The organism is Fructobacillus durionis, assembly GCF_900112405.1.
GTDB classification, from domain to species: domain Bacteria; phylum Bacillota; class Bacilli; order Lactobacillales; family Lactobacillaceae; genus Fructobacillus; species Fructobacillus durionis.
The window spans coordinates 1-18,910 of sequence record NZ_FOLI01000003.1 but is presented as its reverse complement, the minus strand read 5'-3'; the positions used below and the strand labels follow the sequence as shown (position 1 = coordinate 18,910).

The window sequence follows — 18,910 nt, the reverse complement described above, 5'->3', positions numbered from 1 at the left end:
GTCTTATCCTCGATTAAAAAATGTTCGTTGTACCCATTTTACCAGTTCAACGATAACAATGATAGAAAGGGATGCGCCAATGACAATTAGCCACTGGTATAGATCCAAGTTTGTCACGTGGAAAATGGGGTTCAATGGCTTAATCACGACAACTGCCATCATGGCAATGAAAGAGAAGAAGAGCGCACCATTGAAGAAGTGGTTCTTAAAGGCTGACACGTTCAACTCCGAGTTGTAAACGGACTTCACGTTAATGGCGTTTACCATCTGCATCAAACCAAGGGTCATGAAGGCCATCGTCAAGGCATCCCCGTGGACTAATGTTGAGCCAGCATGGTCTGGGAAGGCCAATGCCAAGCCATAGACAGAAAGCACAATGGCCGCCTGCACAATTCCCTGCCAGATAATGGCAGGCCCAACCCCACCGGATAGGAAGTTCGCCGTTTTACCACGGGGCTTCTGACTCATGATGTTTGGCTGTGCTGGTTCAAGCCCCAGTGCAATGGCTGGGAAAGTATCCGTCACTAGGTTGATCCAAAGAATCATCACCGGTGCCAAGACCTCCCAACCAAGCAAAGTCATGGTGAAGATGGCAATGACTTCGGCCAAGTTGGAAGCCAGCAAGTACTGCAAGGCCTTTTGAATGTTGGCAAAGACTTTTCGTCCCTCCTTAACCGCTGAAACGATGGTTGAGAAGTTATCGTCGGCCAAGACCATGTCGGCCGCTTCCTTGGAAACTTCCGTTCCGGTGATACCCATGGCGACCCCGATATCAGCAACCTTCAAGGCGGGCGCATCGTTCACGCCGTCTCCGGTCATCGCAACGACCTTGCCCTTCTTCTGCCAGGCCTGCACAATTCGAACCTTGTGGGCAGGTGCGACACGAGCATAGACTTTGACGTCTTCAACCCGCTTTTCAAAAGTCTCATCCGACAATTCATCCAGTTGAGCCCCCGTCATCACGGCTTGGCTTCGGTCATCGGTTTCTTCCAAGATACCAAGACGGCCGGCAATCGCTGCCGCTGTCTGAGGATGGTCACCGGTAATCATCATTGGGCGGATACCGGCAGCCTTGGCCTGAGCAACCGAGTCTTTTACCTCTGGACGCTCAGGATCAATCATGGCCACGAAACCAATCAAGGTCAAACCAGTTTCCATTTCATCGGACTTGGCTTCGGCTGGCAGTGTTGCCAAAGACTTCTCAGCAAAGGCTAAGACACGGAGGGCCTGGTCAGCCAACTGCCCGTTGGCTTCTTGATAGTGGGCCAAGTCTGCTTCAGTGAAAGGTCGAACGGTCCCGTTATCAAAGACCGAATCAACACGTGACAGAATGGCATCAGGCGCACCCTTCACCGTCACCTGGTAGACATCTCCGGCACCGTAAATGGTTGTCATTAACTTTCGTTCTGAATCGAATGGAATTTCCTGCAAACGGTTGTGACCACGAAGTTCTGCCAAGCGTTCTGGACGGTACTTTTCGTTGAAATCAATCAAGGCCGTTTCGGTTGGGTCCCCGACCAATCCTTCGGCTGTCAACTGGCTATCGTTATTCAAAGTCATGATGTCGCCTAGAATACCGGCAGCCTTGGATAAGTCAGCGGATTCGAATGGGTTTTGCCCAGCCAAATCAACAATTTCGCCGTTCAAGACGACTTTTTCGACCGTCATCTTGTTTTGCGTCAACGTTCCGGTCTTATCGGAACCAATGATGTCAGTTGAACCTAGCGTTTCAACGGCTGGCAACTTTCGAACCAAAGCGGCCTTCTTGGCCATACGGGCCGTTCCTAGTGCCAGGGTAATCGTCACAATCGCTGGCAACCCTTCAGGAATAGCCGCCACAGCCAACGAAATGGCCGTCAAAATCAAATCAATAACCGGCATATTCTGGGTGAAGTAACCAATTACAAAGGTCAAAACGGCGATGAAGAGGATCAAATAAGTCAGGACTTTTGAAAGTGACTTCAGGTTTTCCTGCAATGGTGTTTTCGTTTCGTCCTGCCCTTGCAAAGCTCCGGCAATCTTACCCACCTCAGTCTGCATACCAGTGGCGACGACTACCCCATGGGCACGGCCATACACCACGTGGGCGTTCATAAAGGCTAGGTTACTTTGGTCACCCAATGGCAACTTATCCTCTGTCAAAGTCTTGTCCGTCTTTTCAACGGGAACGGATTCCCCTGTCAACGCCGCCTCTTCCACACGCAGGTTCATTACGTCAACCAAACGCAAATCGGCTGGTACGATATCCCCGGCTTCCAAGGAAACCAAGTCACCAACCACCAAGTCAGTAGCCGGTACCTGTTCCGGTTGGCCGCCGCGAATGACCGTTGCTTTTGGCGTTGCCATCTTCTTCAAGGCATCGATGGCGTTTTCGGACTTCGATTCTTGGAAAACACCAAAGATAGCGTTAATAATGACGATTGCCAAAATAAAAATGGCATCTGTCTGCTCACCGGTTAAGGCAGCGACCAGTGCTGCGGCCAGCAGGATTCCAATCATCAAATCCTTAAACTGATCAACAAACTTGGCGAAGAGGGACTTCTTTTTCTTCGCCGTTAACGCATTGGGTCCGTTTTCGACCAGGCGCTTCTTGGCGTCTTCCGTCGTCAGTCCGTCCTGCAAATTTGTTTTCAAATCAGTCGCCAGTTCCTGGCTGTCCACTTGATAAAATGACTTTTTCAACGTCTTCTCCTTTTATATTACCTTCCTGAGAAAGAAAAAGAGACCTATGGGAGTAGGAAAAAATCCTACTCCCATAAGTCTCGCTGTTTAATGCTGAGCCGGTGCTTTCGCACGATAAAAGGTGTGACACCTCGGTTTGACGGTACTCAGCAACGACTAGGTCGCCAGTTACTCCCTTAGGAAGAGTTGTTACTGTTATTATAGCAAGTACCTTTGTAAAGAACAAACTATTTTGCAATATGAAGAATCAGCAAGTCGGGCAAAGCCCTAGATGGTTTTTTTGAGTCATTTTATCAACAAAGAAAAACACCGACATCACTGTCGGTGTTTTTAGTTAACGCCTACTTTGAGGACTTCTTTAATAACCAAACACCAGTTGCGAGCAATCCAGCACTTGCGAATGCCATTGCTGAAGCGCTAACTGCTTGGACTTGTTTTTCAGTCATTGGCAAGCTTGCCTTGTTCGTATCAGCCATTTTCAAAGACTTTTCAGCCTTTGAAGAACCATTGTTATTCTGGTTCTCTCCAGCGGTATTCGAATGATTATTGTTATTATCGGAGCCACCATTGGTTGCCGGAGTACTTCCCCCACCGTTATTTGCAGGAGTATTTCCACCATTGTCAGACGGCGTGTTGTCACCGCCATTTGAAGGTGTATTTGGGTTGACAGGCGTGTTATTCGCGCTATAAACAACCGTAATTTCTTCATCATTTGAATTTTCTGTCGTCTTTTCGGAGTTGACTAACGCGGTATCCGGGGTCATGTTAGCGACTGATGGACTGATTACAGCATCATAATAAGGATTTGTACTTGTCCAATTATCTTCAACGACTTTTCCAGTAACGACATCAATGGATAGCGCACGGGACCAATCAACATCCTGAACCTTGTCTGGCGCAACCGTCTTTCCACTTTGATCAACGTAGTGAATCGTACGCTTGCTATGGTGTTGAATGTTATTCACGTCATCTGGATAGTTAGCAGAACCACCAGGAATGTGGTCACCACCCTTGGCAGGGTGCTTAGGATCAACATTCGTGTGGTTATGCTTGAAGTGAATTTCAAAAGTCAAATCATGATCAGAAAAGTGAATCATCGCTGGTAAATTATTGGAAACTAGTGCATAGCCCTGATTAATGTACTGCGAAATGCTATCCATGTACATGTCAACATCCATGTCAACAGAGCCGGTTATTCCCGTTGAAGAAACTGACTGAAGAAGTTTTCCATTCTCGTCATCATCAATGTAGTTAACCGTCACCTTATGTTGGTTTTGCTCAGCGCTCTTCTTGTACCAGTGGATAACGCTAGTCTCATACGAAGGAGTTAATGTCAGTGACTCGTTATTTGAAAGAACACGCGATGTAACAGAGTCACCAATACCATTATCGTAACCAATCGTCTTTTCCAATTGGTATCCTTGAATGTCATCCGGTGTCAAACTGACATTATCATTTATCCTCTGGTTTTTTCCAAGAGTCTTCATATCAGCAATTTGTTCACCTGTATCGGCATCCACATAGTATTCTTTTACAACATTTGGAAACGACGTAGCTTGAATCGTTGAAACGTTTTGCCAAACAACATTTTGACGTAACCTATCAATTTCCGGCGCATTCCAATTAACATTTAAGCGATAAGTTGCTGGTGACTTGCTAAGATCTGCCTGATCATTATAGCCTTCGTCAATCCCCTTATTACCTTCGAAAATTGAAGTACGTTGATCTTGATGAATGTAATAACCAATGTAGCAGGCCTTTGAAAAATCCGTGGTACGAGCGGTCGTTGCATCCATATAGTAACCAGGCGTTACTGACTCAACGTTACCATTAGGAAATGTAATGGTGGCACCCTTTATATCAGCCTCACTTTTAATACCAAGGTCTGTTAATAAAATTGGCTGTTTATTACTATCTTGAACCCCAATAGAAATTGCCTGAATATAGCTTCGCCCAATCGTATCCCCTGCATGATAACCGCTAAACGTTGCCGTTTCTTCAGCACCAGTAGTTGTTAATTTATCAATATTACTATCTTGAGAAAAATCGAAAGAGCCATTTTGCTGCCAGTTACTCCAATCAATATTAGGCGTCCCCTGGTCAGTACCAAAGTTATGAGCTGATGAACCGACTACCGTATTCGCCTTTTGATTATCAGTCGCCTGGGTAGTTTTTTCATTATTGTCTGCACTCACATAGTTCACTCCGGCAGCAATGTCTGACCCTAATAGCGCTAAGGTCATCATACCGGCAAATGCCCAATGCTTTCCTGCCTTATACATTTTGACGCGGCCTGTTGCCTGCTGAGTTGATTTATGATGCTTCATTATGTTTATATTTTCTCCGATTGTTAAATTTTTGACACAAGACCAATATTATTACAAGATTACAAAATAGCAACCGAATCACGACAACTATATGTCAAATGTGTCACGTTCACGATACAAAAAGAGACATCTGTATCAGATTTACCCCCTGACTATCACTATATCGTTCACAATTTTAGAATAAAAAGTTGTTATTTTCCTTTAAAACAACCTTCTTTTAATCTTCATTTCATTTTTTTGTTGACATCTTTCAAAACAGCGGGTAATATTATCAACAAGATATCAATACATAAACAAGTTGATCAGGAAAGTACCTGCTAAGCAAAGCGTAGAGAGCAACCGGTTGGTGAAAGGTTGCGTGCGGGCAGTAGGGAAAATGACCTGTGATTGGCAATTGCGAATCGGTTTACCGTTAGCGATTGACGAGTTGGCCTTCGTTACCAAGGCACACCATTCGGCTAGGATCATTCTCCGCGGCCCGATGGTTAGTGAGTAGCATCGGGGTAACTCGGTGTGACAACCTCAGAATGGTAACGCGAAGTCGCTTCTGTTTTTTCCACGTGGAAACAGAGGCGGCTTTTTTTGTTACCTTCACAAAAATACTTTCTAAAAGTACAGGAGAAAAAATTATGTCAAAGAAAAAATGGATTATTTCAGGTATTGCCGTACTAGCAGTCGCAGCCGTTGGTTACTTCAGTTTTGGAAACCACGACTCAAAGGAAGATAAGACGATTACCGTTGGTCGCATGTCAGCCACCAAGCAAGACGACCAAGTCTGGGACACAATCAAGAAGGAAGCCAAGGACAAGTACGGCATCACCGTTAAGGTTAAGTACTTCACAGATTACTCACAGCCAAACAAGGCTTTGACTTCTGGCGACATCGACGTGAACGCCTTCCAGCACTACGCATTCTTAGACGCTTATAACAAGAAGAACAAGACAGACATCGTTTCAATTGGTAAGACAGTTATCTCACCAATCCACCTTTACTCAACCACTTACAAGTCCGTTTCCGACTTCCAAGACGGCGACACAATTGTGGTGCCAAACGACCCATCAAACGAAAGTCGTGCCCTCAAGGTATTGAAGTACGCCGGATTAATCGATTTGAAGGATGGCCAAGACCTTGTCACGGTTAAGGACATCACCAAGAACACGAAGAACTTGAAGATTAAGGAATTGTCAGCTGATCAAACTGCCCGTTCCATCAACGACGTTCAAGGAGCGGTTGTTAACGCTAACTACGCTTCAACGGCTAAGCTTTCAGAAAAGGACGCCATCTTCACTGAACCTTTGAACAAGGATTCAGAAAAGTGGGTCAACTTGATTGCTGCAAACAAGAAGGACAAGAACAAGAAGCTTTACAAGGACTTTGTAAAGGCTTACCAGTCAGATGCTGTTAAGAAAGCCATCCACAAGGCTTACGGCGACACATCAATTCCTGCCTGGGACCGTTCATTTAACTAATTCTTCTATTAAAGTGGGGGCTTCCCCACATACATAAACAAAACGAAAGGAAACACCACATGACTATCGCAAGAGAAACCTACTTAGACCTACTAAAAGAACTTGTCGCCATCCCCTCCGTCTCAGCTAAACGCGAGCATCTACCAGAAGCAGCAAACTTAATCGCCGATGCCCTTACCGAACTTGGTGGCGAAACAACAGTTGACGACCACTACTTCGCCCCACTCGTCATCAGCCTTTTCAAAAGTCAAAAGCAAAACGCGAAGACGCTCATCATCTACAACCACTACGATGTGCAACCAGCCGAACCCTTCGACCTCTGGAAATCCGATCCTTGGACGTTAACAGAACGTGAAGGTCACCTTTACGGACGTGGGGTTGACGATGACAAGGGAAACATCACCGCCCGCCTAACGGCGCTGGCTGAATACCTTGATGAAAACAAGGGGGAACTTCCCGTTAACATTCTCTTCGTTATCGAAGGTTCCGAAGAAACGGCCTCTCAACATCTCGATGACTACTTTAAGGAACATCCTGAAATTCAGGGTGACCTGATTATCTGGGAATCGGGTTCTAAGGATAAGGACGGGCGAGTTGTTCTTACCGGTGGAAACAAGGGAATTGTGACTTTCAACTTAAAGGCCAAGACCGGTGGTATCGACCTTCATTCATCATTAGCTACGGTTGTTGATTCAGCACCCTGGCGCTTGTCTCAAGCACTGGCCACCTTCTTTTCGACAGACGGCCGCATCAAAGTGCTCCACTTCTATGATCAGGTAAAAGAGCCAAACCAGCGCGAACGGAAGTTAGTCAACCTACTGTCTGATACAAAGGAAGACTTCATCAAAAAGAATCAAATCGAAGCCCCCTTGCTAACGGATAAGCGTGGTGACGATTGGAAACAGGCTCTTTACTTTGAACCTAGTTTGAACATTGAAGGGATTACAACCGGTTACCAGGGCGCTGGTGTGAAAACCGTTCTCCCTGCAGAAGCCACTGCCAAAGTCGAAGCCCGCCTAGTACCAGGCATGGACCCCGATAAGACTTTAACAACCATCAAGGAACACCTAGTCGCCCAAGGTTTTGAAGACATCGAAGTCGAGAAAACCCTTGGTCAGGGTGGTTACCGTTCCGACATGACCAACCCCGAAATTGAACGTGTAATTAATGTCAGCAAGCAAGAAACTGGTGAAGACCCAGTTGTGATTCCAACCTCTGCCGGAACCGGCCCAATGAACTACGCCTACGAAGCAACCGGCACCCCAATTATTGCCTTGGGAATTGGTTACCCTGGCACATTGGACCATGCTCCTAATGAAAATATTCGCTTAAAGGACTATGATGAAAACGTCGAGTTCCTCAAAGCAATTATTGCTAGCTATAAAGAATAAAGAAAAGAATAATGTCTAAGAAAAGCAAAATCATCAACTCTATCGTCCTCCTCGTCATTTTGATTCTCGGGTACTTCTCCTTTGTACAACCAAATCAAAAGTCTACGAAGACAGTCACTGTCGGAATCATGTCCGCCAACAAGCGAGATGACGCCATCTGGTCACAAGTAGCCAAAACCGCCAAGAGCAAGTATGGCATCACCATTAAGTTCAAGCGCTTTACCGACTACTCCCAGCCAAACAAGGCCCTTGAAAACGGTGACGTTGATTTGAACGCTTTCCAGCACTACGCCTTCCTTGATGCCTACAACAGTAAGAATGGTACCAACATCAAGGCGATTGCAAAGACAGTTATTTCGCCAATCCACCTTTACTCCCAGTCTTACAAGTCCGTAGAAGACTTCCAAGACGGTGACACCATCGTGGTACCAAACGATGCATCAAACGAGAGTCGTGCTCTTTACGTTTTGAAGAACGCCGGTTTGATCAAACTTTCATCGGGTTCTAGCCTAAAGACAACCAAGGATATTACGGCCAACCCAAAGAACCTTAAAATCAAGGAAATCTCTGCCGACCAAACGGCTCGTACACTGGGTGACGCCAAGGGTGTTGTCGTCAACGGAAACTTTGCGACAGCCGCTGGGCTTTCATCAAAGGACGCCATCTTTACAGAACCTTTGAACAAGGATTCCAAGTCTTGGATCAATATCATTGCTGCCCGTAGCAAGGACCAAAATAAGAAGCTTTACAAGGATGTTGTAAAGTCCTACCAGACACCTGAAGTAAAGAAAGTGATCAAGGAACAGTACGGTAATTCAGAATTACCTGCCTGGGACCGCGACTTCAATTAATCATCATCAACTAAGCAACCAAAGAAAGGACGGCTTCCCATGACAGCCCCTATTATTTCATTAAAAGACATTGACGTGACTTTCACGCCAAAAGGAAAAACCATCCACGCAGTGCAAGACGTTTCAATTGACGTCCAAAAGGGTGACATCTACGGTATCGTTGGTTACTCCGGTGCCGGTAAGTCAACCCTAGTTCGTACCGTCAACCTCTTGCAGGAACCAACTTCTGGCTCCGTCACCATTAACGGTGAGACTTTCTTCAGCAAGACCAACGACGGTGCTGCCACGAAGATCAAGGGTAAGGAACTGAAGGAAAAACGTCGTAAGATTGGCATGATTTTCCAGCACTTCAACCTCCTAAATGAACGAACAGTTGAAGAAAACGTTCTCTTCGCCTTGGAAAACAACAAGGAAAAGGAGAAGATTAAAAAGGAAAAAGTCGCCGAACTCTTAGAGTTGGTTGACCTCTCCGACCGCGCTAAGCAGTACCCATCACAGCTTTCAGGTGGTCAAAAGCAGCGTGTTGCTATCGCTCGTGCCTTGGCCAACGACCCTGAAATCTTGATTTCCGATGAAGCAACCTCAGCCTTGGATCCAAAGACAACCCGTCAAATCTTAGATTTGTTGAAGAAATTAAACAAGCAGTACGGCTTGACTGTCCTGCTCATCACCCACGAAATGGAAGCCGTGAAGGCCATCGCTGATAAGGTTGCCGTGATGCAAAATGGACGGGTTTTGGAAAAGGGTTCAACCTTGGACATCTTTACCAAGCCACAGGCTGAGTTAACGAAGGAGTTCATTGCAACCGCAACGAACCAGGACCAGGCAATCCAGGCCATCACTGATAGTGAAACGGTTAAGAACCTCCCTGCCGGTCAGACTTTTGCAGAATTGAAGTACACAGGTAATTCAACAAACGAACCATTGATTACAAGTCTCTACGAACAATTCGGCGTTGTTGCCAACATTCTCTATGGAAACATCGAAGTCTTGCAAGGCACTGAAGTCGGTTCACTCTTGGTCATTCTTTCAAGCGAAAAGGATAACCTGGATGACGCCCTCGCCTTCCTCGCATCACAAAACGTGACCGTTAACATTTTGAAAGGAGCACAAGCATGAGTACATGGTTTGCTGAAACATTTCCAAACGTCGTCTACCAAGGATGGGGCGGCGACACTGGCTGGGGAACAGCCATCTTCCAGACCCTCTTCATGACCTTCTGGTCAGCCATCTTTGGTGGCTTGCTCGGACTCATCTTCGGTGTGGGACTAGTTGTTACGGGTCCTAAAGGAATCACGCCTAATAAGACCCTCTTCTGGATTTTAGATAAGATCGTCTCAATCTTCCGTGCCGTTCCTTTCGTTATCTTGCTAGCCTTCATTGCGCCCTTCACAAAGGCCCTTGTTGGTACGCAAATCGGTATTAACGCTGCGTTGGTTCCCCTTTCATTGGGAGTCTTCCCCTTCTACGCCCGTCAGATTCAAGTTGCTCTTTCAGAAGTGGACAGCGGAATCGTTGAAGCTGCCCAAGCGGTTGGTGCTTCCTTCTCCCAAATCGTCTTCGGCGTTTACATTAAGGAAGGCCGTTCTGAAATTATCCGTGTTTCAACGGTAACCTTGATTTCATTGATTGGTTTGACTGCTATGGCTGGTGCCATCGGTGCCGGTGGTATTGGTAACATGGCCGTTGCATACGGGTATAACCGTTTCGCCAATGACACCACTCTCTTCGCCACTTTAATTGTCTTGGTCATGGTCCTCATTGTCCAAGTCACTGGTGATTGGTTGGCACGTAAGTACAACCACAAATAATCCACTTTAAAAGTCCTGTGCGAATGCACAGGACTTTTTGATTATTATTTTAAAAAATGTCACTTAAATAAAACAATTTTCTTATACATTTTCAAGCAATTTACTGGTACAATGTTTCTTTGTCGGAGGTCTTGAAAAGTGACAGAAAATCGATTCCCATCCCATGAGCGCGTGCTTTTTGCTAGTCTACTCACCATGACAGCAGGGTCACTAGACGCTTATTCATACCACATGCACGGACAAGTTTTCGCGGGCTTACAAACCGGAAACATCGTCCTACTCGGTATTAACATCAGCCAATTTAAATGGGGCAACGCCGGGCAGTACGCCTTTTCGTTGATGGCCTTTGCCCTTGGAACCCTAGTTGTTAAACTGTTCCAACACTACCGGGTCAAAATGGACTTTTCTCGTACAAAAGAACGTCAGTATGTCTTACTTTATATGACAGTTCTACTAACTTTGTCCGCTTTAATTGGCCGCTCTGTTCCAAACGTCTTTGGAACTGCCATTCTTTCCATTACAGCAGCTGCTGCTTTGCAAGAATTCCGCGTCTTAAAGGGGAACGCCTTTATGCCCCTCTTGATGACTGGAAACCTGCGAACACTCTGTGCAGCCGCCTACGAAGGCTTTATCCAGCGCGACCCCAAGATGGTTGAACGCACCCATGACCTACTGCGCGTCATGCTTTCCTTCTTTATCGGTGCCTTAACCATCAGCCTATTGATTCCGATGGTCGGCCAGTTCGCTATCATTTTTTCAGCCTTTCTAACGCTCTGCATGAGTCACATCGTGGCTTGGAACTAAAATATTTTAAAAGTCCGTCCTGCGCAATCTACGCAAGACGGACTTTTTTACATTGATTCGGGTTTTTGAACAGCAATAATCGAAGGCTTTCCATTTCCTAACAGCAAAGCCTCTCCCACTGGTAATTGTGGTAGTTTCTTTAAAAAGCGCTTTGAAAGCATTAAACTACTTAAATCGTTAGTTGATTGATAGCGGTGTACCAAATTGCTTGCCAGCTGCCCCCGTAATGCTTCTGGTAGATCTTGTAGGGACTGCGTGGAAATGACCACGTTCAGATTAACTTTTCGACCTTCTCGTAGTAAGTGGAAGAGTCCGTTTTCATTGATTGCCTGGTCCAAGGGAATGTAACGATGGGCCTCATCTAGAAAGACAGCCACTGGTCGTTCAGTCCGGCTAGCCAAACGATTCAATAGGATAGTATCCATCAAAAAGGATAGCACTCGTTGCTGAACGGCTGGATAAGGCTGTAAGGCAGATAAATCGATAATTAACGAACGCTTTTGGTTCACCTTTCCCTCGAAAGTCTTTAGAATAAAGGGCAAATCGTATTGGGTCGTCTTTGACTCAACCGCTTGAAAGTGGAAGATTCGATTTAAGGTATCATCAGATAACAACTGTTCAAGCTCTTGAATCTGAGGCCAATATTGTTGAATTCGAGCACGGTCAAGTTCTTGCCCAAGGACGCTGTAATCCGACCTTTCGTCTGCAAAGGGAACTACAAATTCTTGTACCAGCTGCTTCGCCAAGAGCTCAATGGCATAGTTTTGGTTCAGGATCGTTAGTGCCTGTTCAGAACGCTCAAACTCGGATACCGGCCGGTTGACTTTGGAATACAATTCACGGGAATAGGGGTTAATTACAGACTGGATACGTAGGGAAATAATAGCCGACTGAAGCTTGGCAGTTAACTCTCCATTCCAATTCAAGCCCAGTAATTTCGTAATTTCTTCGGCCGACAGAGCACGGATGTCGATAAAGGCATTCTGACCAACTTTGTAGGTTACCCGATTATTGAGATCACGGCTGTACTCCCCTGTCGGATCAAAAACCATGTTCGTTACATTGTTTTTCTGTAATTCATTAATAATCTGCTTAGCTGAAGTAGATTTACCAGAACCAGTCTGGCCCATAATGAGCAAATGCTTTGACAAAAGGTCGGCATAATCAATCGAAATAGCTCGGTGCCAGGCACCTTGTCCCAGGTTTAGTTTTACTTTTTCATCTGCCATTTGTTTCACCCCACTGCGTCAAATACTTAGCTCTATCTTAGCAGAAAAGCCCTCCGCTTTGGCGGAGGACTTAATTATCTTTATCGTGTTAACTTAAATTCGAATCGGTCCCCAACGTAATAGGAACGAACGTATTCAAATGGATTGTCCTGCTGATCGTAAGAAACCTGGCGGACAGCCAAGATTGGGTCACCCCGCTTAATTTCTAATAGTGCCGCCTGGCGTTCTGTAGCAAGCGATGCGGTAATCGTTTGGTTAGCACGTCCAGGTTGGATGCCGGCGTCAATTAGCGTCTTATAAAGGGACTCCGTTAGTTCTGAACGGGTAAAGTTATTCACTAACTTCACTGGTAAAGTCGTTTGTTCGAGCAAAATGGGTTCATCATCCCCCAAACGCAAACGTTCCATCACTAAGACTTCATCTTCAGCCTTTAAGTTCAAGTGGTCCATTTCTGAAACAGATGGTGTCGTGACCTTATAGGAAACCGTAACTGACTGTGCCTTACGACCGGACTTTTTCATCAGTTCGGTAAAGGAGGTTACGCCCAGGGCACGTTCCGAAACCTTCTTCTCGGCAACGAAGGTTCCAGAACCAACACGGCGTTCCAAAATCCCCTCGTCTACCAAAGTTTGAATGGCCTGTCGCAAGGTCATTCGGGAGACATTAAACGATGCGGCTAATTCACGTTCAGCGGGCAAGCGCTTGTTTGTTTTCCATTCACCCGCCGCGATGCGCTGACGAATCTCATTATGAATTTCAATATACCGTGGTATAGCCATGGTAGAAACCTCCTCAATTGGATAAGTACCTTTTAGTATGGACTTTATCCCCATGTGTCATCTTTTATAATTATAATTGGTCTAGTCTGATAATTCAAATACCATTTTGCTATCGTAAACCATTAAAAAAAGCATAAGCCAAAAGAGTTAAAGCAAAAATAAAAAAATCGACTTTTTTACCCGCAACCCCTTGCATTTTATTCAAAAATTAGCTAATATATATCAAGTAATTGCCCCTTGGCCAAGCGGTAAGGCGGTGGCTTCTGGTGCCACTATGCGCTGGTTCGAATCCAGCAGGGGCAATACCTAAAGGCGGAACCGATTGGTTCCGCTTTTTTTACGATTAATTTTACGGCGTATAATATGCTATGATATTAAAAAATATAAAAGGAGCCCCCATGAATATCCGCCCATTAGAGAAACGAGACCTGCCTCACATTTACCGCCAAAAGAACTCACGTTCCGTTATGGCCCTTTGGTTCGAAGAACCATATAACTCCTTTGACGAATTGACTTTGCTTTACGACCGACACGTACTCGATCAAACAGAACGTCGTTTCGTCATCGAAAAGGATGGTGAATTTGCTGGTGTTGTTGAATTAATGGAAATTAACACCATTCACCGACACGCTGAAATTCAAATCATTATTGATTCAAAATTCCAGGGGCACGGATTGGCACAAGCCGGAATGCGAGCTGGTATTGAATACGGGTTCAACGTTTTGAATCTGCACAAGATTTACCTCTACGTTGACGTGGATAACGCGGCTGCCGTTCATATTTATAAGAAAATTGGTTTTGAAGAAGAAGGCTGCTTGAAGCACCACTTCTTTGCTGAGGGAAAGTACCATGACTCATACATGATGGGTCTCTTTGCGGATGACTTCCGTCAGCCAACATCAACAGAACCAAAGGTTGATTAATCAATAAAGTAGTAATTACTTATTTTTTCAAAGAGAAAATTTACTATGACTAATAAAAAAGACATGCGCTTTTCAAAGGCGGACCAAGCGATTCAAGATTCATTTTTAGATTTACTTAAAAAGAATGATTTCAGCAAAATTTCGGTTAAAATGATTATTGATGAAGCCGGCATTAACCGTTCAACTTTCTACGCCCATTATTTAGATAAATACGATTTAATGGATAAGATGCAAGACGAACTTCTTGATAACTTAATCAACGGCCTTCCTGACGTCGACTGGTCTACTCGGGGCCCCCTCGTTGAACAATTTCAACAACGATCCATTCATATTGTTCAAAATATTAACCAACACCGTGAGTTAGTTGCACTGATGCTTTCTGACAACGCTGGTCACACCTTTGAGAGTCACCTTCAGGAACGTGGTATGGAAACTTTCTCTTCTGCCATCGACGATGAACACCTAGCCATTCCTCGCGACTACGCTATGGTCCTCTTAACCTCCAGTGTTAGCACTATGTTAACGACTTGGGTTAAAAAGGATTTCGCCGAAAGCACCGAGGAATTCACTAACATCATTAAAGAAGTCATGCCTAAAGTAGTCGTTCAACTGATTAAATAACCGACACTTGTTTTAAAAATGTTTATTAACTTAAGTTATCCAACCTTTAACCAACGTTTGTTGGTTTTTTTATTTTTTAAAACTCCCTATACTTAACGATAGTTTATTGATAGAGAGGAAATTAATATGAAAGCATCAACCCCAAAGTTCATCCTGACTTTGGCCGTTGGTTTGACAGTTGTGTTGTCAATTATGATGACCGCCTTTGCCACGCCAGCCGTTAACTCAGGTGTGAACAACGTTCCAATCGGAATCGTCACAACAAACGAAGAAGTCTACCAGAAGATGGCCAAGCCACTCGATAAGAAGGGCTTCGATGTTACACAGTATAAGTCAGTTTCAGCAATGAAGACTGCCGTTAACGAACGTAAGATTTACGGCGCCTTTGATATTTCAGAAACTGGCGATATGACTTTATACAAGGCAACTGCAGCTTCAACTGCTGTTGCACAAGCCTTAGAAACAATCGGTAATGCCGTTGTTACCCAGCAAAAGGTTGCTGCCAAGGCACAAATTCAGACAATGCAAGCACAGGCAGCTGATGCCAACGTGTTAAAGACTTTAAATGCTAAGGTTCAAGCAATCGATGCCAAGACGTTGACTGTTAAGGAATTGAAGTCCTTCCCATCTCGCGATACAAAGGGTGCTGGACTTGTTGCCGGCGCCTTGCCAATCGCTCTTGGTGGTTGGATTGGTACTGTTGCCATCGCCAACATGGTTAAGGGTAAGAAGCAAAAGTTCTGGGCTGCCATCACCTTCGCCATCATCGGTGGTCTCGGTTTGGTTGCCGTTATCCAGTTCGGAATCGGTACCTTTGACGGTAACTACTTCCTAACTTCACTTGGCGCAATGCTCGGTATTGCCGGAACAGCCTTCTTTGTTCTTGGTTTGCTTGAAGTCATGGGAAATGGTGGACTTGGAATTGCCGCCGTAATGTTGATCTTGCTTGGTAACCCATTATCAGGTCTTGGATCAGCCCCTGAAATGTTGCCTAAGGGCTGGGGATTCTTAGGACAACTCTTGCCACCTGGTGCAACTGGAACGCTTTTGCGTAACATTACCTTCTTCGATGGTAACGCCATTGCCATGCCAGTCTGCGTTCTATTAACATACATTGTAGTAGGTATGATTCTCTTCAAGATTGGTAAGAAGTCAGTTCTTGTTGAAACTGTCTAAATAACTAGTTTTTATAAATAAAAGCAGCAACTTGAAGAAAACAAGTTGCTGCTTTTTTGTTCTTACAATGACATACAGGGCTTAACGTAATGATAATACCTCCGGATACTTACCCTCTAGGGAAGCTAACATCGCCTGCCACTCTGCTTGCGTCAGCTGATCAGTATCCGCCTTCTCCTGCATCATGTACAAGTTCTGCCAGAGATAGCGCTTGTTATGAAAGCCTTCAAAAAGTTCTTTTCCGCTGGTAAAGTAGACATCTCCCAGTCCATTTTCTTCATATTGTATCGGCCGGTTCCAATCGTATCCAATATCCTTTTTCAGCTTCTGATGGGACCTTTCCGTGGTATTATAACCCCGTCGATTCATTTCCCGTTTCACTAACTCGATGTATATCTCTAAATCTTCAATCGGATAGTCATTCAAACGGTTAACGGTAGCGTGGTTAACCTCACCATTCTTGCTAATGGCCCCGGTAATGGCCAAACATTCCCGCCACTGACCCAAAAGGTTCTGACGTGAAAGTGTCGGTATTAATCGATAATGCCATAAGCGCATCGCAAATCTCCATTCTGATGTTTTTTATTCATTATACGGAATTTTAGAGGGCTCTTCTATATAAAAAAGTCGCTGCCAAAGCAGCGACTTTTCATTTATACAATTAATCAAACCAGTAAGTTGAAATGTAAGTTCCAGTAGCATCATCACAAGTTTGGAGTCCCATTGCGTGTGTTGAAGTCAAATTTTCAACAGTCTCCAAAGAATCCAAACGCTTCATACCGTGACGAATGTCGGTTACATGGTATGTCTGTCCATTAACCACGACTTCATCCCCTACTGAAAGCTGACGAACCGCAGAACCAGCACTTGATGCAGCTTCAGCTAAGTAGTAGTTAGGAATCGCTGACCACTGGAAGATATATGGTGTCCAACGAGGCGTGTTCCCACCACTAGTGTTAGAAAATGTCGTAATATCCCAATGCTTACCTAAGAAGTTAAAACCATCCGTACGTGTTGCCTTAGGGGCAGCAGCATTCGGTGCTGGTGATGTATTAACCGCTGAAGTAGGTTGCGTTTGCGTAGCAGTTGCTGAGGCATCCGTAGCAGCTAGCTTTTCAGTATCAGCCTGAGTATTCGTAGCAGTTTCCGGCTGGGTCTGGGCTGCCGTTTGAGTCTGTTCTTGCTTCTGATCTTGAGCGTTATTCTGTGTATCATCTTGTTTCTTGGCATCAGAGGTCTTAGCAGCCAACTTCTGCGCCTTAGCCTTGGTTTGTTCAACCTTTAGTGCCTTGGCCTGTACTGCCTTATGGTGTGTGCTCTGTGCTTGAATATAAGTAACGCCGGATGCAGATGCAAGGGCAATGGCGGTAACGCCGCTTAATAAGATTACTTTTAATTTCATAATTTTTCTCCATAACTGAGTTAACCTACTCAGAATAACAGGGTGGAGATTTCGGAGGCATATCAAGAAGTTGCAAAAAGATTGACCTTATTTAACAGAAATATTTCTTACAATAATAAGACTTTTAAGACAGACAACCATGCTTGATAATATGCGCTTTTCATTTATGAACTGTTTCTTTGTTTCAAAAGCCTTTCATCCATAACGTTTACGCGTCTTAATCGGTTCCTTCGAATAGAACTAAGGCCTTTAGAATGGGGATTTGAACGATTCTATCCTTTTAAAATCCGGTCCTAAATAGATTAAAAACAAAAAAGATGCGAACATTTGTTCGTATCTTATGATAAAATATCTTCACCAATACTATTCCAATTAAACTCTTAAAACTGATGTTAATCAGATTGCTGCATAGTTAGGGGGAGATAATATGATCGAAACCACTACCTTTCTTGACTGGGAAAGACAGCTTCAAAGCCTTCAAGAACAATATAATATTTCGATACAGAAAAAGGACACCGCTCTCCGCACACTCAAAAAATACTCCTTTCATAATCTAATCGATAAATATCAGGATTCATTACGCAAAGGGCCAGACACTGAGACTTTCATTGATGGCATTTCAATCGAAACACTTGGGGTCATTCAAATGCTGGAGAACCGACTCGCCTCTGAAATTCTACAAGCCATCCTGTCGATTGAAAAAAATATGAAATCAGTTTTTCAATATGAGCTTGCTCAACAATTTGGCACCTTAGAAAGCAACTATTTATCAAATGTTATTTACAGTAAACGGGGACAATTAACGAAACAAGTTTTACACACCTTACACCATAAAAACCAACAAAGTAAAAACGTCTCTAAAACATTGCTTGCTTATCGCCTTAGTGGTAACGTGCCGCCTTGGATATTAATTGAAAACATTTCCTTTGGGCAGTTTAACTGTTGGTTTCAAATTAGCCCCACCAACATACGTGAAAAAGTGATGACTGACTTTTTCATTCCTGCGTCAATTAATGAAGAAACATTAATTGCTTTCCAGAATACAATTGATTATTTAATTGATTTTAGAAACGGACTGGCCCATGGTGAAGCCATTGTCCAAATCCATTCAAAAGCCCCTCTCACTCTCTCCTACATCCGTTCTTTTTACGAAGAAGAGGTAATCACCGACGAAGAGTTCAATGAAGGCTATGGACAACAAGACTTTTTCGGCCTTCTACTGGTTATTGGTATTCTCTTAAAACAGAGTGAACGTCAAATATTCAAGGATCAGTTAATAAACCTGCTAAATATATTCGATAGCCTTCTTCCAATCAATGAAGGACCGATGAGACATATACTTGGGCAAATACCGATTAACATTCAACAGCGAGTTAAAAAAATAATATAAAAAAAGAAGGCCATCTAAGCGATGACCTTCTTTATCTAATAGTGCCGACTAACGG

The 18,910-nt window shown here is 44.3% G+C and carries 16 protein-coding genes, 1 tRNA gene and 1 other annotated feature; of the genes, 11 read left to right on the top strand and 6 right to left on the bottom strand.

The genetic code is table 11. From position 1 onward, the window contains the following. Positions 1-3: 3 nt before the first annotated feature. A complete protein-coding gene (locus BMZ93_RS03495) occupies positions 4-2,682 on the bottom strand; it encodes a cation-translocating P-type ATPase (RefSeq protein WP_091502277.1) in 2,679 nt (892 codons plus the stop codon). 341 nt (positions 2,683-3,023) lie between these two features. Continuing rightward, on the bottom strand, positions 3,024-5,009 hold the full coding sequence (locus BMZ93_RS03490) for a mucin-binding protein (protein ID WP_091502275.1): 1,986 nt from the start codon (positions 5,007-5,009) through the stop codon (positions 3,024-3,026). A gap of 289 nt (positions 5,010-5,298) precedes the next feature. Then, positions 5,299-5,561: a binding site (T-box leader), on the top strand. A 77-nt stretch (positions 5,562-5,638) separates the two neighbouring features. Here BMZ93_RS03490 and BMZ93_RS03485 point away from each other — a divergent pair. The 6 genes from BMZ93_RS03485 (at position 5,639) to BMZ93_RS03460 (ending at position 11,335) form a co-directional block, all read left to right on the top strand. After that, entirely contained in the window at positions 5,639-6,478 is an 840-nt protein-coding gene (locus BMZ93_RS03485) for a MetQ/NlpA family ABC transporter substrate-binding protein (RefSeq protein ID WP_091502273.1), read from the top strand. Positions 6,479-6,537: 59 nt separating this feature from the next. Beyond that, the gene (locus BMZ93_RS03480; protein ID WP_091502271.1) at positions 6,538-7,869 is read left to right on the top strand and encodes a M20/M25/M40 family metallo-hydrolase; all 1,332 of its coding nucleotides are present in this window, start codon (positions 6,538-6,540) and stop codon (positions 7,867-7,869) included. An 11-nt stretch (positions 7,870-7,880) separates the two neighbouring features. Further along, positions 7,881-8,720: a MetQ/NlpA family ABC transporter substrate-binding protein gene (locus tag BMZ93_RS03475; protein WP_091502269.1), complete on the top strand. Its 840-nt coding sequence runs from the start codon at positions 7,881-7,883 to the stop codon at positions 8,718-8,720. A 39-nt stretch (positions 8,721-8,759) separates the two neighbouring features. Continuing rightward, positions 8,760-9,839, top strand: coding sequence for a methionine ABC transporter ATP-binding protein (locus BMZ93_RS03470; RefSeq protein WP_091502267.1), 1,080 nt, complete (start codon positions 8,760-8,762; stop codon positions 9,837-9,839). Then, on the top strand, positions 9,836-10,531 hold the full coding sequence (locus BMZ93_RS03465) for a methionine ABC transporter permease (RefSeq protein WP_091502265.1): 696 nt from the start codon (positions 9,836-9,838) through the stop codon (positions 10,529-10,531). The genes BMZ93_RS03470 and BMZ93_RS03465 overlap by 4 nt, the downstream gene beginning before the upstream one ends. Positions 10,532-10,669: 138 nt before the next feature. Continuing rightward, positions 10,670-11,335 (top strand): YoaK family protein, encoded by a 666-nt coding sequence (locus tag BMZ93_RS03460; RefSeq protein ID WP_143404273.1) that lies wholly within the window; start codon positions 10,670-10,672, stop codon positions 11,333-11,335. A gap of 47 nt (positions 11,336-11,382) precedes the next feature. Here BMZ93_RS03460 and BMZ93_RS03455 read toward each other — a convergent pair whose 3' ends face one another. Both BMZ93_RS03455 and BMZ93_RS03450 read right to left on the bottom strand, forming a co-directional pair. Next, positions 11,383-12,564: an ATP-binding protein gene (locus BMZ93_RS03455; RefSeq protein WP_091502262.1), complete on the bottom strand. Its 1,182-nt coding sequence runs from the start codon at positions 12,562-12,564 to the stop codon at positions 11,383-11,385. An 80-nt stretch (positions 12,565-12,644) separates the two neighbouring features. After that, positions 12,645-13,343, bottom strand: a complete 699-nt coding sequence (locus BMZ93_RS03450) for a GntR family transcriptional regulator (RefSeq protein ID WP_091502260.1) — start codon at positions 13,341-13,343, stop codon at positions 12,645-12,647. A 231-nt stretch (positions 13,344-13,574) separates the two neighbouring features. Between BMZ93_RS03450 and BMZ93_RS03445 the strand changes: the two genes are divergently transcribed. From BMZ93_RS03445 to BMZ93_RS03430, 4 genes are all read left to right on the top strand, one after another. Further along, positions 13,575-13,646: transfer RNA gene (locus BMZ93_RS03445), tRNA-Gln, on the top strand. A 95-nt stretch (positions 13,647-13,741) separates the two neighbouring features. Next, positions 13,742-14,266 (top strand): GNAT family N-acetyltransferase, encoded by a 525-nt coding sequence (locus BMZ93_RS03440; protein ID WP_091502258.1) that lies wholly within the window; start codon positions 13,742-13,744, stop codon positions 14,264-14,266. A gap of 45 nt (positions 14,267-14,311) precedes the next feature. Further along, positions 14,312-14,887, top strand: a complete 576-nt coding sequence (locus tag BMZ93_RS03435; protein WP_091502256.1) for a TetR/AcrR family transcriptional regulator — start codon at positions 14,312-14,314, stop codon at positions 14,885-14,887. Between the two features lie 126 nt (positions 14,888-15,013). Continuing rightward, complete coding sequence (locus BMZ93_RS03430) at positions 15,014-16,063, top strand: ABC transporter permease (protein ID WP_091502254.1); 1,050 nt, start codon at positions 15,014-15,016, stop codon at positions 16,061-16,063. 81 nt (positions 16,064-16,144) lie between these two features. Here the strand turns inward: BMZ93_RS03430 and BMZ93_RS03425 are convergent, their stop codons facing one another. Then, positions 16,145-16,621: a pyrimidine dimer DNA glycosylase/endonuclease V gene (locus BMZ93_RS03425; protein ID WP_091502252.1), complete on the bottom strand. Its 477-nt coding sequence runs from the start codon at positions 16,619-16,621 to the stop codon at positions 16,145-16,147. A gap of 103 nt (positions 16,622-16,724) precedes the next feature. Further along, positions 16,725-17,465, bottom strand: a complete 741-nt coding sequence (locus tag BMZ93_RS03420; RefSeq protein WP_091502251.1) for a hypothetical protein — start codon at positions 17,463-17,465, stop codon at positions 16,725-16,727. A 427-nt stretch (positions 17,466-17,892) separates the two neighbouring features. Between BMZ93_RS03420 and BMZ93_RS03415 the strand changes: the two genes are divergently transcribed. After that, positions 17,893-18,855 (top strand): Abi family protein, encoded by a 963-nt coding sequence (locus BMZ93_RS03415; protein WP_091502249.1) that lies wholly within the window; start codon positions 17,893-17,895, stop codon positions 18,853-18,855. Positions 18,856-18,910 lie beyond the last annotated feature (55 nt).